At 59.7% G+C, this 16,421-nt stretch carries 10 protein-coding genes; 5 read left to right on the top strand and 5 right to left on the bottom strand.

Annotation, left to right across the window (positions count from 1 at the left end; translation table 11 throughout):
* Positions 1 to 362 precede the first annotated feature (362 nt).
* The 4 genes from HQL56_01685 to HQL56_01670 form a co-directional block, all read right to left on the bottom strand.
* Complete coding sequence (locus HQL56_01685) at positions 363 to 1,025, bottom strand: response regulator (protein MBF0308224.1); 663 nt, start codon at positions 1,023 to 1,025, stop codon at positions 363 to 365.
* A gap of 63 nt (positions 1,026 to 1,088) precedes the next feature.
* Entirely contained in the window at positions 1,089 to 2,369 is a 1,281-nt protein-coding gene (locus HQL56_01680; GenBank protein MBF0308223.1) for an HlyC/CorC family transporter, read from the bottom strand.
* A gap of 21 nt (positions 2,370 to 2,390) precedes the next feature.
* Positions 2,391 to 3,728 carry an HlyC/CorC family transporter gene (locus HQL56_01675; GenBank protein ID MBF0308222.1) on the bottom strand — a complete coding sequence of 446 codons (1,338 nt, stop codon included), beginning with the start codon at positions 3,726 to 3,728 and terminating at the stop codon, positions 2,391 to 2,393.
* A gap of 428 nt (positions 3,729 to 4,156) precedes the next feature.
* Complete coding sequence (locus HQL56_01670; protein MBF0308221.1) at positions 4,157 to 4,399, bottom strand: hypothetical protein; 243 nt, start codon at positions 4,397 to 4,399, stop codon at positions 4,157 to 4,159.
* 168 nt (positions 4,400 to 4,567) lie between these two features.
* Between HQL56_01670 and HQL56_01665 the strand changes: the two genes are divergently transcribed.
* The 5 genes from HQL56_01665 (at position 4,568) to HQL56_01645 (ending at position 15,480) form a co-directional block, all read left to right on the top strand.
* Positions 4,568 to 6,112 carry a hypothetical protein gene (locus tag HQL56_01665; protein MBF0308220.1) on the top strand — a complete coding sequence of 515 codons (1,545 nt, stop codon included), beginning with the start codon at positions 4,568 to 4,570 and terminating at the stop codon, positions 6,110 to 6,112.
* 75 nt (positions 6,113 to 6,187) lie between these two features.
* Positions 6,188 to 9,646 (top strand): mechanosensitive ion channel, encoded by a 3,459-nt coding sequence (locus tag HQL56_01660; GenBank protein ID MBF0308219.1) that lies wholly within the window; start codon positions 6,188 to 6,190, stop codon positions 9,644 to 9,646.
* Positions 9,647 to 9,722: 76 nt separating this feature from the next.
* Positions 9,723 to 11,696 (top strand): EAL domain-containing protein, encoded by a 1,974-nt coding sequence (locus tag HQL56_01655; GenBank protein ID MBF0308218.1) that lies wholly within the window; start codon positions 9,723 to 9,725, stop codon positions 11,694 to 11,696.
* A 74-nt stretch (positions 11,697 to 11,770) separates the two neighbouring features.
* A complete protein-coding gene (locus HQL56_01650; protein ID MBF0308217.1) occupies positions 11,771 to 13,660 on the top strand; it encodes a CZB domain-containing protein in 1,890 nt (629 codons plus the stop codon).
* Positions 13,661 to 14,190: 530 nt separating this feature from the next.
* Positions 14,191 to 15,480, top strand: coding sequence for a M18 family aminopeptidase (locus HQL56_01645; GenBank protein ID MBF0308216.1), 1,290 nt, complete (start codon positions 14,191 to 14,193; stop codon positions 15,478 to 15,480).
* A gap of 486 nt (positions 15,481 to 15,966) precedes the next feature.
* Here HQL56_01645 and HQL56_01640 read toward each other — a convergent pair whose 3' ends face one another.
* On the bottom strand, positions 15,967 to 16,233 hold the full coding sequence (locus HQL56_01640; GenBank protein ID MBF0308215.1) for a hypothetical protein: 267 nt from the start codon (positions 16,231 to 16,233) through the stop codon (positions 15,967 to 15,969).
* Positions 16,234 to 16,421 lie beyond the last annotated feature (188 nt).

Here is a 16,421-nt window from a genome sequence, read left to right as displayed (position 1 = left end):
GGGAATAAAAGAACAAGAGAAAACCAAAAACAGAACCTTGGAGGCTCCGCCTCCACAATTCGGCAGGAAAGCCGAATTGGACGCCGCAAAGCGGCGCCCGAAGGGCGAGGGCCATGGATGGCCCGAGTCCAACCTCCGCCGGGGGCGATAATCGCCCCCGGACCCCCGTATTAATGAACGAATGAAACAGAAATGGAATTACGGCGCCAGGGGCTCGTTCCCGAACCCCTCGGGAAAAGATCCCGCCCGTGAGCTGGGCAAGCCTGAGAGAAGAAAGGAATGGTAATAGAGGGCAAAGCCCCAGGGCAGTGCCATGAACCGGTCAACAGAATGCGGATGATCCAGTAATTTGCCTGACAAGATCAACTCTTGGGAGAGTGGCCCATGCGAAAAAGCAGTTGACGCATGCCCCCCAGAAGCTCTCTGCCCTGGGGCGTCAGGCGGTAGGTACGCTCCGGGGTCTTGAGGATCACTTCATGTTCCAGCAGGTGTTTCAGGTGAAAGGTGAGCTTGGCGTGATCATTGATGGCCAGTTCACGCATGAGAACGGACAGGCGCAGATTGTCGTTGCGGGTCAGCCGCTCCAGAATGGCGCGGCGCAGGGGATGGGCCAGGCAAGCCAACACCCCTCCCATGTCCATGGCGCCGATCATCTCCTCGAAACGGCGCTCCTCCAGAGTGCGGCCCACCAGCGTCAGAAACTCGGAGATGGCGAAAGGTTTCGACAGATAGTCGGAAGCCCCCAGTTTGATGCAGCTCACCGCTGTTTCCACCGTGGAAAAAGCGGTGAGCAGGATAACCTTGGCCTGGTGGTCCCGCTGCCGCAGTTCCCGCAACGTCTCCAACCCATCCATGCCCGGCATCACCAGGTCGAGAAGAATCAGGTGGAAAGCATTCCGGGAGACCAACTCCAGGGCTTGCCGCCCCGAGGTCGCTTCCCAAACCTCGTGGGAAGCATTGCGCAGCAGCTCCACCAAAGTATGGCGGAAATCCACATCGTCATCCACAACCAGAATTGCCGCCATGGCCGTACTCACTTCACGCGAAGGAAATGCTGCGGCGCAATTCTACCGGAACACCCTTCCGAATCAAACCCGTTGCAGAGAGACTTTGGTCACGGCTCGACCGTCAGTCTCCATGACCTCGAACAAAAGCCCCTGTATCACCAGGGAAGAGCCCTGTTTGGGAATCGTGCGCATGCGGTTGACCAGCAGGCCCGCCACGGTATAGGCCTCCTCCACCGGCAGTTGAGTATTGAGCTCCTCGTTGAGTTCGGTGATGGGCATACGTCCGGAGACTTCGTAGACATCTTCGCCCACCGTTTTGATCTGGCTGTTCTTCTGCCCGCTCGCACCCGGACCGCCACTGCGTTTATCCCCTTCCGGCATGTCCCCGATGACCTCCATGAAGAGATCCTCCAGGAACAACATGCCCATGGCGGATCCGAACTCGTCCACCACCACCGCCATGCGGTCGTTGCGCACCAGCAGGGTGGGCAGAATCTCATGAATGGTCTGCCGGGGCGGAATGAAGATGGCCGGCTGCAGACGATCGGCAATTTTCTGTTGCGGTAGGGTTTCGTCCATGAGATCCCACGTCTTGAGGGTGAGAATGCCCACAATGTTGGTCAGATTTCCGCTGTAGACGGGAACCCGGCTGATATTGTTGGCCGCCGAAAGGGCCATGGCCTCCTCCATGCTCGCATCCACCGCGATGCCGTGGATATCGGACAGGGGAATCATGGCGGAACCGACATTGGTTTCGGCGTAACGAATGATGCTGCGCACCCGCTCCTTGTCGAAGCGGCGGTCTTCATCTTCGGTGGCACTGCTGGATTCTGGCATGTCCAGCAGACTGCGAATCTCTTCTCGGGTGATGTAGGGAGAACGGGTGGTGCTTTTGCCGGATACCATCTTGGTGAAGAAACGCGCAAAACGGCTAAAGACGAAGATGAACGGATAAAGTACATAAGTCATGAAGGTCAAGGGAAAGATGATGATGGAGGCGATGGTGTTGGCCTTCTGCTGGTAGATGCTCTTGGGCACGATTTCGCCGAAGATGAGCATGAAGGGGGTGAAGAAGAGTACCGCCAGCATATCGCCGCCCTGCCCGAAGAGATCGATGAAGAGCAGGGTGCCCAGGGTGGAGACACCCACCGTGGCCACGTTGGTGCCAATCAGGGTGGTACCCAGAATGATGTCGGGATTCTGGAAACGTTTCAGCAACAGGGTGGCGCCCTTGTGGCCCATTTTGGCCCGATGGCGCATCTTGATCTTGTCGGAGTTGACGATGGCGATTTCCGAACCGGAAAAAAAGCCCTTGAGCGCCATCAAGACCACGATCACCAGAATTTCGATATAAGTTTCCATTGTCGTTTCGCCTTTGCAGGGTCAGTGATCGGACGAAGCCGCAACCGTTTCGTTTCCGGCGTCGGAAACCGTCTCGGTCGGGTTCGGCGTTGCGTCGGGAAGCTCCCCGGAAGGCGTGCCCGCAGCGGTATTCCGAGGCTTGACCCGGCACACCTCCACGGATTTGATCATCAGGTTATCCATCTCCGTCACCACGAAACGAACCCCGTCCTCTTCCACCTCATCCCCCACCTGGGGCAGGCGACCCAACAGATGGAACACATAACCACCCACCGTGGTGATCATGGTATCCTCGGGAACATCGACCTCGATCCGGGTCATATCGTTGAACAGGATGATGCTCATGTCCCCCCGCACCCGGTGGAGATCCTGTTCATCCTTTTTGACGTGCTGCCCCAGGGCATCGATCTTCTGGGATATGCCGCTGAACACGAAACCAAGCACGTCGGCGATGGTGACGATGCCGAAAACATCGCCATACTCGCCCAATACGATGGCGGCCCAGGTATCGTGGTGGCGGAAGTAGTCGAACATCTCGTCCACCTTCTTGTTCGGTGGCACGAAATGGGCGGGACGCAACAGGTCATCGATGCGCAGTCTGGAAAAATCGGGCTTGAGGGCAAGCAGTTTGCGGATATCCTCGGTTTCCAGAAAGCCCAGGATATTGTTGCGATGCTTGCGGATTACCGGCATGTGGGGATGCTTGAAGCGGCGGAAATCCTCCAGGATCTGTACCAGGGGTTTGTCCGCGTCGAGATAGTTCATGCGGGTGCAGGGGGTCATGATCTGGATGACCTCGGTCTCGGAGGCCTCCAGCATGTTGCCGATGAGGATGCCCTCCCGGGGATCGATGGCCCCGGCGGCTTCACCCTCTTCCACCAGGGTGCGGAATTCGTCGGTGTGCAGGATGTTCTCCTGGGCCACCGGCTTGCCGACGATGAAGGTGGTCACGCTGTCGGCCACCACGCGCACCACTTTGCGCACCGGGGTGACGATCAGAATCCAGGTGGGCATGATCCAAGCGGTAACCCGGCTGGCGAAAAGCACCGGCATGGTGATGGCCACGGTTTTGGGGGTCACCTCACCCACCAGCAGCAACACCGGAACCATGATCACCAGATTGATCCATCGGGTCTGCTCCTCGGAGAAGAAGAGCAGCAGGAAGGCCGCCATGTTGGCCGAGGAGGCGATGTTGACCGACTCGTTGCCGCAGAGGATGGAGATGATCAAACTGCGGGGTTCCTTCAACATGCGATGAATCGGCTCCGCCGCCGGATCTCGGGAGGAGCGCAGTTTGCTGAGATCCAGACGGCTCAGAGAAAAGAGGGCCACCTCCGACCCGGAAAAAAAGGCCGACATGGACAGAAAGATCACCTGCGCAAGGAATCGAACGACCGTTTCCCCAAAATGCTCCGAAGCAAGCAGCCCAGCCCATTCCGCCGACAGCGATGATATATCCATAGAGTATGTTGTCTCCCGGTTTACCGGGCAAATGGGGTGTTTTATTCCCATTTTCCAGGGGTGGCACCCTGCCCGGCAGCTGTTTTTCCCAGTGAGAGAATGGCCTCGAATCCCATGCACGATGCCTCTTCTCTCGATCCTCCCTGGGCAAACATAGCCTCTGGATGCTTTTATTGTGAATGTAAATTATTGTTTCGTTAATATGCATATACCGAAATTTGAATTAACATTTTTCGAAAAAATACCCCTGTCCCGGGGAATAGCCTCCCCGGGAAGATTGACATCGGCGGGGGTTGCGATGAAAAATGATCTGTTTCCCCAGAACGTTATCCTGATTTCTGACTTGCCGGACGGAGGTGGTAAAGGCGCAGGGTGCGCCTGCTGAAACCACCCGTGGCCCCCACGATGGCAAAAGGAGTATCCTCCCGCATCAGGGGCAACGACGAAACCGACGGGAAAAGAGAGGATTTTTCCGAGGGAGACTGTGGAGAGATCGCCTCGCCGGAAGGGATGATTTGCCAGTGAATACCCTGTTTCTTAGCCACAAAACGCCGTTTGGCGAGTTCCATGTCTACTCCCCTCTGGTTTCTGGCAAGCGTGTGATAGGATCTCCTGCATTCTCATTGATGATAGAGGAAAGTTTCATGAAATTAAGGTAAATAATACTTATAATTCGAGCCTGTTTTGTTAACGCAATTTTACATGACCCACCCTCCTGGCGGGTACTGAGGCGACTCATGAACACCCTCTCCTTCAAACTCTATTTCACCTTCGGCGCCAATCTCGTTCTGCTGGCTCTGCTGGCCTGGTTCTCCTTCGAACAGTTCGCCACCCGGCAGGAGCAGATCCGGCGCCTGACCTCCTTCCATATGCCACTGCTGCAAACCCTCTCCCGCCTGGAAAGCACTCTTTTCGAACTCAGTCACGACTTCGCCTCCCCCCGACCCGCCTCCACGGAAGGCTTCCTGATGTTTCACGACGAGGATCTCTTCCGTGAAGAGATCAAACACCTGCATCTGGATACTCGTGAAGCCATGGCCCTGGTAACCCACCACGTCTACGAAATCGGAAACCTTGCCGAATTCGACAAACTGAAACAGGCCGTGGCCTGGATCCGAACCACGGAAGAAGCCTGGGCCACCCATTTGGAAAAACATCTGATCCGGGGGCCTACCGACAAGGAAACCTGCTTTCCCAGGGAGCAGGAACAGGCGATTCGCAACGGCCTCCACACCCTGACCAAAGCCGTGCTGGACGCGGTGGACGAAGGGGAACGGCAGGTGGCGCACTGGTCCGCCGCACAAAAGGAGGTTCAAACCCGTTTCACCTTCGCCGTCGCCGCCGTATGGCTCCTCTGTCTGGCCAGTGGCATCGCCCTTTTCCTCTACCTGCATCGTTCCGTACAACTCCCCTTGCGGCAGATGAGTGCGGCTTGCCGTCGCCTAGCGACGGGAGAAGCGCACCTGGAAAGTCTGCCAAACCATGCCGCTCTCGAAGTCGGCCAGATGCTGACCAGTCTGCAGATTCTGATCCGCTCGCTACGGGAGCGTCGCGACGTGGAACAACTGGCTTTGCGCAAGGAGCGGCTCTCCTCTTCGGGACGACTGGCCTGCGGCCTGGCTCACGAGATCAATAATCCCCTGGCCAATGCCGCCATGAACCTGCAACTGATGCGATCCCAGCTCCCTGCCGAAGCCGGTCCGGAACTGCACAGCCGCCTGGAGGTCGTGGAACGCAACATCAACAAGGCCATCGCCCTCTCCCGGGAGCTGCTGAGTTTCTCCCGGGCGGAAACGGAAGATGGCGGACCGGTCAGCCTGGATGAGGTTCTGGAAGGGGCGTTGACACTTCTGGAATTCAAACTGTCCCCGTTTGTGGTGCACAAGGCGCTGATTGAGGAAAATCTCCTTCTTCACGGCATCTTCGCCAAACTGGAACAGTTGTTCGTCAATCTGCTGCAAAACGCCGCCGACGCCTCGCCACCGGGAAGCGAACTGGCCATTGCCGGCCATCGGGAAGGCGATTGGGTGGTGGTGGAGGTGAGGGATCACGGGCCGGGCATCCCGCCGGAGTTGCGCTATCAGGTTCTGGAACCCTTTTTCACCACCAAAGGTGACGAAGGCCACTTCGGGTTGGGGTTGACCATCTGCCAGAGCATCATGACCGGCTGCGGCGGCAGCATCAGCTTCGAGGAGCCTTCCCCCGGACCGGGACTGCTGGTTCGTCTGCGTTTTCCAACCCCCGTGGGGAATCATTCACTTGCCGGGGAAATTGGGTTATAAATCCCCCCATGGATCGGTGGGGCCTCGGGCCGAAAACGGTCCCAACGCCGATATCCCCTGGTTTGAGAGCCACCCTTGAAGAAGATCGCGCCGCTTTTGCTGTTATGGATGCCTTTGTGGCTGCTGACTCCGGCCAGCCCGGTTCAGTCCGCAGCCAAAGAAACCAAAAAAACCACGGCTGTCGCCTCGCCCACCCTGCCCACCTCCCCCCAGGGCGCCCTCTTCTGGAATCAGGATCCGCTGACCACCGAAAAGGTGGCCGAAGCCAAGGCCCTTTTGGAAAAAGAGATCGAGACCATCGCCAAGAGCGGCGCCAACACCCCCGACGGGCAGCGTCGGGCGGTATTGAAGGAACGCCTGGAATGGACCACCTCTCTCCTTGAAGTGGTCGGGCATCTGGCGGAACTGGAAAAGAGCCGCAAAGAGGTCGTCACCGACAACCGCGCCTCCCGTCAGGCCACGGCCCGGCAGGAGGAGTGGGCTCCGCCCGTGGCGCCGGAGAATCCCACCCCCGAAGGATTTCGCAAACTCAACGATGAGTTGGACGCCGCCGTGCGGGAGGTCGCCGAGCTGACCGCCCGTGCCGAGGCCAGGCAACAGTTCCTGCAGGGTCTGCCGCAACGTCTGCTGGAGGCTCTGGGAACCCGCAAAACCGCCGAAAAAGAGGCCGAACGCTTCCAGAACCAGGCCCTCAAGGAACAGGGGGCCATGCGGGATCTGATGTCGCTGCAGGCGGGCAACGCCTCCCTGAAAGCCAAGGTCTCGGTGCTGCGCGTCAAGTGGCTGGAAGCGGAACAGGAGTACGAAAAAGAGAGTGTGGGGGCGCGGGATCAGAATCTGGAAGCGGCGCGTCTGCGGCAGAAGTGGCGGGAAAAGGCCTTCGCCCTCTACCAGGATGCCCTCAACCGCATCCAGGAAAACGTGTTGCAGAACACCCTGGCGGAACTGGCCCGCAAGGAGCGACTGGAACAGGAAGCCACCGAGCCCGACCAGAAGTTTCTGGCCCATTGGGATGCGGAAGTGGCCCGTCTTCGCCACCACATCGCCGACCTCAACACGGTACGCACCAACCTCCTCTCCATCACCTCCGAACAGGAGAAGCAGCTGGAGGCGGAACAGGAGCAGCTCCGTACCCTGGATGCCCTGGTCAAACAGGGCGGCATTCGCAGCGAAACCACCGCCGAGAGCCTCAAGGAGACTTTCCGGGATCTGGGCCATCAGCGCAAAGGGCTGGATCATGTGCTGCCGCCCACCCTGGCCGAACGGCAGCCGGCCTTTCAAACCCGCAGCCAGGAGATCAACACCCTGCTGGTCAACTGGCGGGACGAATGGCAACGCTCCATTCCGCTCATCGAGTCGGTGTTGAGCGGAGAACGCAAGAACGCCTTCCGCACCCGTGCCGACCAATTGGCGGATGCCTACCGCCGGGGGCTGGGAGAGGAGAAGCAGCTTCTGCTGGAGATCACCTCCCAGATGCGTCGTCTGGAACTTTTCCCCGCGCAACGGGCCGGCGTACTCAACGACCTGGAAGCCCTGGTGCTGGCCCAGGTTTTCTGGATCCAGGATGTGCCCCCCCTTGGTCTGGCCACGGTCAATACCCTCTTTCAGGAGATCTTCTCCACCACCAAACCCTACTCCATCCTCAACTGGTGGCGGCAGGTGCTGTCGGGCGAAACCGTGCTGCGCCTGCTCTCCACCCTGCGGGAGGCCCGGTTCATCGCCTTCATGGTGCTGCTGGTCGTGGTGATGCCCCTCTTCTGGCGCTATCTGCGCAAACATCTGGAGATGCATCTGCCCAGGGCCCGCCGACCTGCGGAATCCCTCCGCTACTCCCCGCAGGAAGAGAGTCTGCTCACCATCCTCTCCTCCCTGCTCTGGGTCAGCCTGGCGCCGCTCTATCTGCTGGCCGCCGCCTTCCTGGTACGGGAACTCGATCTGCCCGCCGCCATCGGCACCGTCATTCAGCAGGTGTTGATTCACCTGGCCCTCTTCTGGCTGCTCTGGGCCGCCAACCGGGTTCTTCTGGGCAGCGACGGACTGGCCCGCCTCTGGTTCGATCTGCCCGCGCCCCTGGCGCTGATGCTGCACCGCACCATCCGGGTGGTGCTGATGGCCTACCTGGTCTGTCTGCTGCCCTGGATGATCTTCCGGGTCGATCCCTTCCAGTTCGAGGCCCTGCCCCGGCTGGGTTTCATCTGTTTCGAAATCGGCGTGATGTTTGCCGTCCACCTGCTCATCCGCCCCCGCTCCCCCCTGATCCGGCACGCCTTCGGCCCGGCCGACACACCTCAAAGCAAAACACGGGGGTTTTTGGGACGTCACTGGGTCATGATTCACCCCCTCTCCCTGATCTACATGGTGGCCATTCTGCTCCTGGAGACCAGCGGATTCCGCTTCGGCGCCATCTACCTGGCTCAGAACGGCCTCGTCACCCTCCTGGTCCTCTTCCTGATGATCGGCTTCTCCCATCTGGTGGAGGCCATGATCTCCCGGGTGGTGACCAACCTGCGACGCTCCCCGGAGCTGACCCCCCCCGGGGTCCGCCCCTCCGAAAGCCGTCCTCAGGTGGCCCGGCAGATCAGCCACTCCCTGCAATTCCTCATCAATCTGGCCGGCTTCTACATCCTGGCCATCAGTTGGGGCCTCGGTCAGCGCGCCCTGGAAATCCTTCGGGATCAGACCCTCTATCGCACCTCCACCCCCGATGGCCGGGTCATGCTGGTCACTCTGGCCGATCTGCTGGGCTTCGTGCTGGTGCTGATGACCATGTTCTGGCTGTTGAAACATCTGCCCCGCCTCTTCGAACTGATCTTCTTCTCCCGCATGTCCGTGGACGCCGGCGTGCGCTACGCCGTGGTCACCATGAGCCGCTACCTGGTCTTTCTGGCCGGCATCCTCTTCGCCCTCACCTTTCTCCATCTCGATCTGGCCCAGTTCGGCTGGCTGGTGGCCGCCATCTCCGTCGGCATCGGCTTCGGCCTGCAGGAGATCGTGGCCAACTTCGTCTCCGGCATCATCCTCCTGGTGGAACGTCCCATCCGGGTGGGAGACACCATCACCGTCGGCGCCACCTACGGCCGGGTCACCCGGATCAAGATCCGCGCCACCACCGTGCTCAATTCCGACAATCAGGAGCTGCTGGTGCCCAATCGCGACCTGATCACCCGGGAGGTCACCAACTGGACCCTGGCCAACACCACCCTGCGGGTGGTGATTCCCATCGGGGTGGCCTACGGCTCCGATCCCGTTTTGGTGCGCACCCTGCTGCTGACCATCGCCCGCGAACAGACCGACGTTCTCAAGGAGCCTCCGCCGGAAGCCTATTTCCTGCGCCATGCCGCCAGCTCTCTCGATTTCGAACTCCGCGTCTTTCTGGGCAACCCCTCCCTGCGCTGGGTCATGACCGACCGGCTCAATACCGCCATCAACCGCCGCTTCCGGGAAGAGGGCATCGAAATTCCCTTCCCTCAACAGGATTTGCATCTCCGATCGGGTTTCGAAACACTTTTTGCCCGACCGACGGGCGATTCATGAGAAGAGCCCGTTGCGTTCGTTTCCCCGACTCGTGGATAATGGGGCTTTGGTGTCATTTCCTGGCCAGGTGCGATCCTTGAACATATCGACCCGCTTGCACCTCATATTCGCAGCAGCCGCCCTGCCGATCTTCCTGACCGGGTTCACCATGGAACAGGGGAACGAGGTTTGGCGTCTGCTGTGGCTGGGTGGCGGGGCTCTCATCCTTCTTGCGGGTTATGTCACCAGCCGCAGGCTGCTCAAGCCGGTCAGTCAGCTTTCCAATGCGGCCCTGGCCCTGGCTTCCGGACAGCGGGACGTGCAGATTGCCAATCCCGGCACCGACGAACTCGGACAACTGGCCCGCACCTTCAACCAGATGGTCGTGGCCCTCGACAGCTCCACCATCCAGAAAGAGCTGGTACACAACATCCTGCAATCCATCGCCGACGCTCTCTTCGTCCTCAACCGCCAGGCGCGCATCCAGCAGGTCAATCAGGCGGCAACCCGGATTCTGGGTTACGGAGAAAACGAACTGCTCGGGCAGAACATGGATTTTCTCATTCCCGACCGGGCGCTGCTGGCTTCGGTTTTCCGGGATGTCTACGCCCGGGGGGCCGTTTCCAATCTGGAGACCAACTTCCGCACCAACAAGGGGGAGGAGATTCCGGTTTCCCTCTCCTGCAACATCCTCACCGACAGCAAGGGCGAAGCCCTGGGCGCCGTTTTCCTGGTTCAGGATATTTCCGAACGCAAACGCGACGAGGAGAGACTGCACTTCCTGGCCAATTTCGATGTTCTGACCAAACTGCCCAATCGCACCCTGTTTCTGGAACGCCTCACCCAGGCCCTGTCCCGTGCCCCGTGGACCAAACGTCTGGTGGGCATCTGCTATCTGGGGCTGGATCGCTTCAAGGTGATCAACGACACTCTGGGACATCAGAGCGGCGACTTCATCCTCCAGGAGGTGGCCAACCGCCTGAAGTGCTGCATCCGACAGGGTGATACCGTGGCCCGCATCGGTGGTGACGAGTTCGTGGTCCTGCTGGTGGACGTGGCCCGACCCGAAGACCTGCAACGCTTCTCCCGCAAGGCCATGGATGCCGTCGCCGCACCCATTCCGTTGGACAAGGGACAGGAGATCTATCTGACCGGCAGCGTCGGCATCAGTCTCTTCCCCGAAAGCGGACTGGAACCCGATGTCCTTTTCAAACACGCCGACATCGCCATGCAGCACGCCAAGGTGCGGGGCAAGAACCAGATCTTTTTCTACAACCCGGAACTCAACGCCCGCGCCGACGAACGCATGGCCGTGGAAAACGCCCTGCGCCACGCCCTGGCCCGTCAGGAATTCCGCGTCTTCTATCAACCCCGGGTCAATCTGGAGTCCCGACGCATCGTGGGCGCGGAGGCCCTGGTGCGCTGGTTCCAGGATGGCCGCATGATGCCACCCATGGCCTTCCTGCCCACCGCCCAGGAGATCGGCATCATGGCCGACCTCGACCTCTGGGTGCTGCGGGAGGCCTGTCGTCAAACCCGCTCCTGGCGGGATCAGGGGCTCTGCGCCATCCGCATCTCCGTCAACCTCTCCCACCAGCTCTTCAACCGGGAGGATCTGATTCCCCAGGTCAACAACATCCTGCTGGAAACCGGTCTGCCCTCCGATTGCCTGGAGCTGGAATTGACGGAAGAGATCGTCATGCGCAACGTCAACCACACCATCGAGGCGCTGGAACACTTCCGCACCCGCTGGATCCGTCTGGCCATCGACGATTTCGGCACCGGCTACTCCTCTTTCGGTCATCTGAAGCGGCTGCCCATCCATACCCTCAAGATCGACCGCTCCTTCGTGCGCGACATCACCACCAAGCAGGACGACGCCGCCATCACCTCCGCCATCATCGCCATGGCCCACACCCTCAAATTGAAAGTCACCGCCGAAGGGGTGGAAAACGCCGAACAGATGGAGATGCTCGCCTCGCAAAATTGTGATGAAATTCAAGGTTATTTCATCAGCCCCCCGGTCCCTGCCGAACAGTTTGAATCTCTCTTGCAGCGGGAACGCTGGTAAAATCGTCCCAACCATGGGATGATGTGCAATTGTCACACTTTGTTTACAATTTGTTGCAACATGAGGAGAGACCCATGGGTTGGAATTCGCTTGGCCTTGGGAAGAAGGTTCTCTTTGGGTTCGGCGTGGTCCTGATTCTGCTCGGGGCCGTGGGGTATTGGGCCGTTCAGGGCATCTCCATGATGGTGTCCGACGGGCTGCAGGTGGTGGGTGGCAATCGTCTCAAGGGCGAGATCCTGCAACGCGAGGTGGACCATCTCAACTGGGCCAACCAGGTCGCCGCCTTCATCAACAGCGACTCGCCCACGGCCGATCTGACCGTGCAGATGGATCACACCCAGTGCGGTTTCGGCAAATGGTATTACGGCGAGGGACGCAAACAGGCGGAAGAGCGCCTGCCCCTGCTGAAACCGGTGCTGGACAATCTGGAAAATCCCCACAAGGCGCTGCACGCCTCGGCACGGACCATCAAGGAGAAGTTCAAGCCCGCCGACGAACAGTTGCCCCCCTTCCTGACCAAACGGGAAGTGGACCATCTGGTCTGGTCGGAAAAGGTGGAAACCGCCGTGTTGAACCGTCAGAAGGAGTTGACGGTGATGCTGGATCCCACTCAGTGCGGCTTGGGCAAGTTCCTCTTCGGTCCGGAGGGGGAGAAGATGTCCAAGGCCGATCCGGAGCTGGCCCGCATGCTGGAAGAGATCAAGGCGCCCCATGCCCGGCTGCATGCCGCCGGCGGAGAGGTGAAAGCCGCTCTGGCCGCCGGCAACGTCGATCAGGCGCGGGAACTCTTCATGGCCAATATCCAGAAGGCCCTGGCCGAAACCCGGGAGATCCTCTCCAAGATGCAGGCCCGGGCCCAGGAAAACCTCAAAGGCAAGTCCGAAGCCAAAAAGATCTTCGCCGAACAGACCCAGGCCAACCTCTCCGAAGTGCAGAAAAACCTGCGCGAGCTGGTCAAGCTGACCAACGACAACATGATGTCGGAAGAGGTCATGTTGAAAAGGGCCGCCTCCACCCATTCCGGGGTGATCGGCATGACCCTGGTGGCCATCGTGGTCGGACTGGTTCTGGCGCCGCTGCTGGCCCGCTCCATCATCGCGCCGATCCTGAAATGCGTCGATTACGCCAAAAAGGTCGAGCAGGGGGATCTCTGCTGCACCATCAGCGTGGGCAATCGTCAGGATGAGGCGGGGCAACTGGTCAGCACCCTCAACAGCATGACCATGCGGCTCAACAAGGTGGTCAGCGAGGTGCGCAACGCCGCCGATGCCGTGGCCGACGGCAGCAACGAGCTGACGGCCAACGTCAACGGGCTCTCGGACGCCGCTTCCAGTCAGGCTGCTTCCATTGAGGAGACCTCCGCGTCGGTGGAGGAGCTGACCAGTCGCATTCAGCTGAACTCCGACCATGCCCAGGAGACGGCGGGCATCTCGGCCAAAGCGGCGCAAAGCGCGGTGGAGGGCGGCAACGCCGTCTCCCAGGCGGTGACGGCCATGAAGGAGATTGCCGACAAGATCTCGGTCATCGAGGAGATCTCGCGGCAGACCAATCTGTTGGCCCTCAATGCCGCCATCGAGGCGGCACGGGCCGGTGAACACGGCAAAGGCTTCGCGGTGGTGGCGGCGGAAGTGCGCAAGCTGGCGGAGCGCAGTCAGGCCGCTGCGGGACAGATCGGGCAGATTTCCGCTTCCAGCGTGGCCATTGCGGAACAGGCGGGTGAGATCATCGGCCAACTGGTGCCCGACATTCAGCGCACCGCTGAACTGGTGCAGGAGATTTCGGCCTCCAGCAACGAGCAGAGTCAGGGCATCGCCCAGATCAACGCCGCCATCCAGCAGCTCGATCAGGCCATTCAGAGCAACGCCGGAACGGCGGAAGAGTTGGCCGCCACGGCGGAAGAGCTGTCCGGGCAGGCGGACATGTTGCGCCAACAGGTGGAGTTCTTCCACACCGAGCGCCACTGAGTGAAGTGAACAGCCAGGAAATACGGGGGTCCGGGGGGGGGATAATCCCCCCGGCGGGGTTCGGGGCAGCGCCCCGAGGTGTTGACTTGGCCTTTGGTGGGTTGAAGCCAAAAGGAAAGCGCACCAATCGGGTTCCCTACACGATCTTCGTAACCACTTCGACCCGCCGGAGGGGGCCAGGGGAGGGCCTTATCCTCCCCATCCTCGAAGTCACCACCCGGACATCGCCGGGGTTGTTCGGAGCACCCCTTGTTCTTGAAAAACCCGAACGATGGCGGAATGGGCACGTTTTACGGATGGGGAGGATGAGACCCTCCCCTGGCCCCCTCCGGCGGGTCGAAGTGAGGACAGGGTTTGGAGACAATGCGACGTTGGGCATTTCTCCTTTTGGCTTCGACCCGCTACGGCAACGTCAACACCTCGGGGCGCTGCCCCGAACCCCGCCGGGGGGGCTAGCCCCCCCGGACCCCCGCATGCCTTAAAAACTCATCTATCACACTTTCTTAACTCTTATTTTCCCGGGCCATTCCATGCTCCAGGAACTTCTGAATTTCCTCAACCGCTCCCTCACCCCCTACCACGCCGTCGAGACCAGCCTTGATCTGCTGACCCGCTCCGGCTTCGTCCGCCTGCGGGAAGAAGACGACTGGTCCCTGCGCCCCGAAGGCCGTTATGTCGTGGTACGCGGCCACAGCTCCTTCATGGCCTGGATCATGCCGCGCCAATCCCCCGCACCCTGCCCGATCCACCTGGCGGTGGCCCACACCGACAGCCCGTGCCTCAAACCCAAAGCCAATGCCCTGAAAATAAAACGCGGCTGGCTGGTCTTCGACCTGCAGGTCTATGGTGGCGTCATCCTCTCCTCCTGGTTCGATCGTGACCTCTCCCTGGCCGGTATCGTCTACCTGCGACACCCGGAAGGGGGCCTTCGCCACGCCCTGGTGGACTGTCGCCAACCCCTTACCCGCATTCCCAATCTGGCCATTCACCTGAATCGTTCCCTGAACGACGCCTACAAGATCAACCCCCACGAAGAGCTTTCCGCCCCGTTTCTCCCTGGAGATCCTTCCGAGGAGAACGCAAGCAACGCTCCCCTGCGCCACCTGCTGTTCCACATCCTGGCCCCTGCCCATCCCGGTCTGGAAGAGGCGGACCTGCTGGATTGGGATTTGAACCTTTACGATGTCAACCCCGCCACCCAAGCCGGTTCCGACGGGCAATGGCTGGTCGGCTCCCGTCTCGATAATCTGTTGTCGGTTTGGACCATCGTGAAGGCGTTGCAGGAACACGATCCCCGCTCCGCAGAAGCCATCGCCATGGGAGGATGCTTCGATCATGAGGAGGTCGGCAGTCAATCGGCCTATGGGGCCAACGGCAACTTTGCCGAAAGCATCGTGTCCAGACTCTTTCCCCAGGAATCCTCGCGAAGTCGCGCCATGGCCCGCTCCTGGCTGCTCTCTTTGGACAACGCCCACGCCTGCCACCCCAACTACCCGTCGTTGCAAGACGAACAACACTGCCCACGGCTCGACGCCGGCGTGGTGCTGAAGCGCCATCCCGGCCTGCGCTACGCCACCAACGCCCTTTCCGCCGCCCGCATCAAGGATCTGGCCTACACGGAGGGTCTGCCCCTGCAGGAGTTCACCGTGCGCGCCGACATGTCCTGCGGCACGACGGTGGGACCGGTGCTTTCCGCTTCATTGGGCATACCCGGCGTCGATCTGGGCGTGCCCACCTGGGCGATGCACTCGATTCGGGAGACGGCGGGCAAACGGGATGTTCTGCATCTACAGAAACTTCTGAAAGGTTTTTTCGCATAGCAGAGGGCGCTACAAAGTTCCCGCCGCAAGCGGGAACATATTTTTATATTTTTTGACTGTAACTATTCAGATATACGGGGGTTCGGGGGGGGGATTATCCCCCCCGACGGGTCCAGGGCAGCGCCCTGGGACTCTTCCTTTTGCTGTTGACTTCCGACCCCATGGGGTCCAGGGGGCGCCCCCGGGACTTTTCCTTTCGCCGTTGACACGATCATGCGGCACCGTTCATGGGTCTGAATAGTTACTTTTGATTTTCAATATATTATCTTTTAATTATCAAAAAAGAGAATGTTCTATCCTTTGACTTTCCATTTATCATTCAGATCTTTCTTGAATGATTGCTTCGCCGTTTTGGCTCAGGAGAGAGAGCGGGGCTGCAAAGAGGTCAATCCGACCCTCTGGTCGGACTGGATCAGCCTCCAGTCCGACCAGGAGAGTCCAATCGCCGTGCGGCGATGGTCCGGAAAGAGATTCCGGGAGCGGAATTCAGGCGGGCATGCGGCTCTTCTTCTTGGCCTTCTTCTTGGCATGGGCCTTCTTGGCAGCGCCGGACTTCTTGGCCTTTTTGGCATGGGACTTCTTGGCGTTCTTCTTGGCAACATGCTTCTTGCTCTTGGCCTTTTGCACCTGGGATTGGCCCTGCGCATCATAGGAGGGCATTCCGGAAGCGGCAAAGGCATCCTGGGAATAGGTTCCACCGACCATGATGGACAGCGCCAACACCATGGCAACAAGAAAAGCTTTTACTTTCATTGAAACGTCTCCTGAAGTAGTGAGGAAAGCAGAGATAACCTAAAAAGATCCCCAACACGATCTTTCGTATTGAAACTATCGAACGCTTGTGAGAAACGGGTTCATCCTGGTATAGTTGGTAAAACGGCTCCTTAGGTTGCCCTAAAAGAAGGTCCAAGTCAAAGAAGGTGTAGGGCGGACTGTCGTTT

It is taken from the genome of Magnetococcales bacterium, from assembly GCA_015231925.1.
Taxonomy (GTDB): domain Bacteria; phylum Pseudomonadota; class Magnetococcia; order Magnetococcales; family JADGAQ01; genus JADGAQ01.
The sequence above is the reverse complement of the archived record's forward strand: the minus strand, read 5'-3'. Positions and strand labels throughout refer to the sequence as shown.

Excerpts from the sequence above, each read along its gene's own strand:
- HQL56_01650 (MBF0308217.1), top strand. The coding sequence starts at position 11,771 with ATGGGTTGGAATTCGCTTGGCCTTGGGAAGAAGGTTCTCTTTGGGTTC.
- HQL56_01640 (MBF0308215.1), bottom strand. The coding sequence starts at position 16,233 with ATGAAAGTAAAAGCTTTTCTTGTTGCCATGGTGTTGGCGCTGTCCATC.
- HQL56_01680 (MBF0308223.1), bottom strand. The coding sequence starts at position 2,369 with ATGGAAACTTATATCGAAATTCTGGTGATCGTGGTCTTGATGGCGCTC.
- HQL56_01670 (MBF0308221.1), bottom strand. The coding sequence starts at position 4,399 with ATGGAACTCGCCAAACGGCGTTTTGTGGCTAAGAAACAGGGTATTCAC.
- HQL56_01685 (MBF0308224.1), bottom strand. The coding sequence starts at position 1,025 with ATGGCGGCAATTCTGGTTGTGGATGACGATGTGGATTTCCGCCATACT.
- HQL56_01675 (MBF0308222.1), bottom strand. The coding sequence starts at position 3,728 with ATGTCGGCCTTTTTTTCCGGGTCGGAGGTGGCCCTCTTTTCTCTGAGC.
- HQL56_01665 (MBF0308220.1), top strand. The coding sequence starts at position 4,568 with ATGAACACCCTCTCCTTCAAACTCTATTTCACCTTCGGCGCCAATCTC.
- HQL56_01645 (MBF0308216.1), top strand. The coding sequence starts at position 14,191 with ATGCTCCAGGAACTTCTGAATTTCCTCAACCGCTCCCTCACCCCCTAC.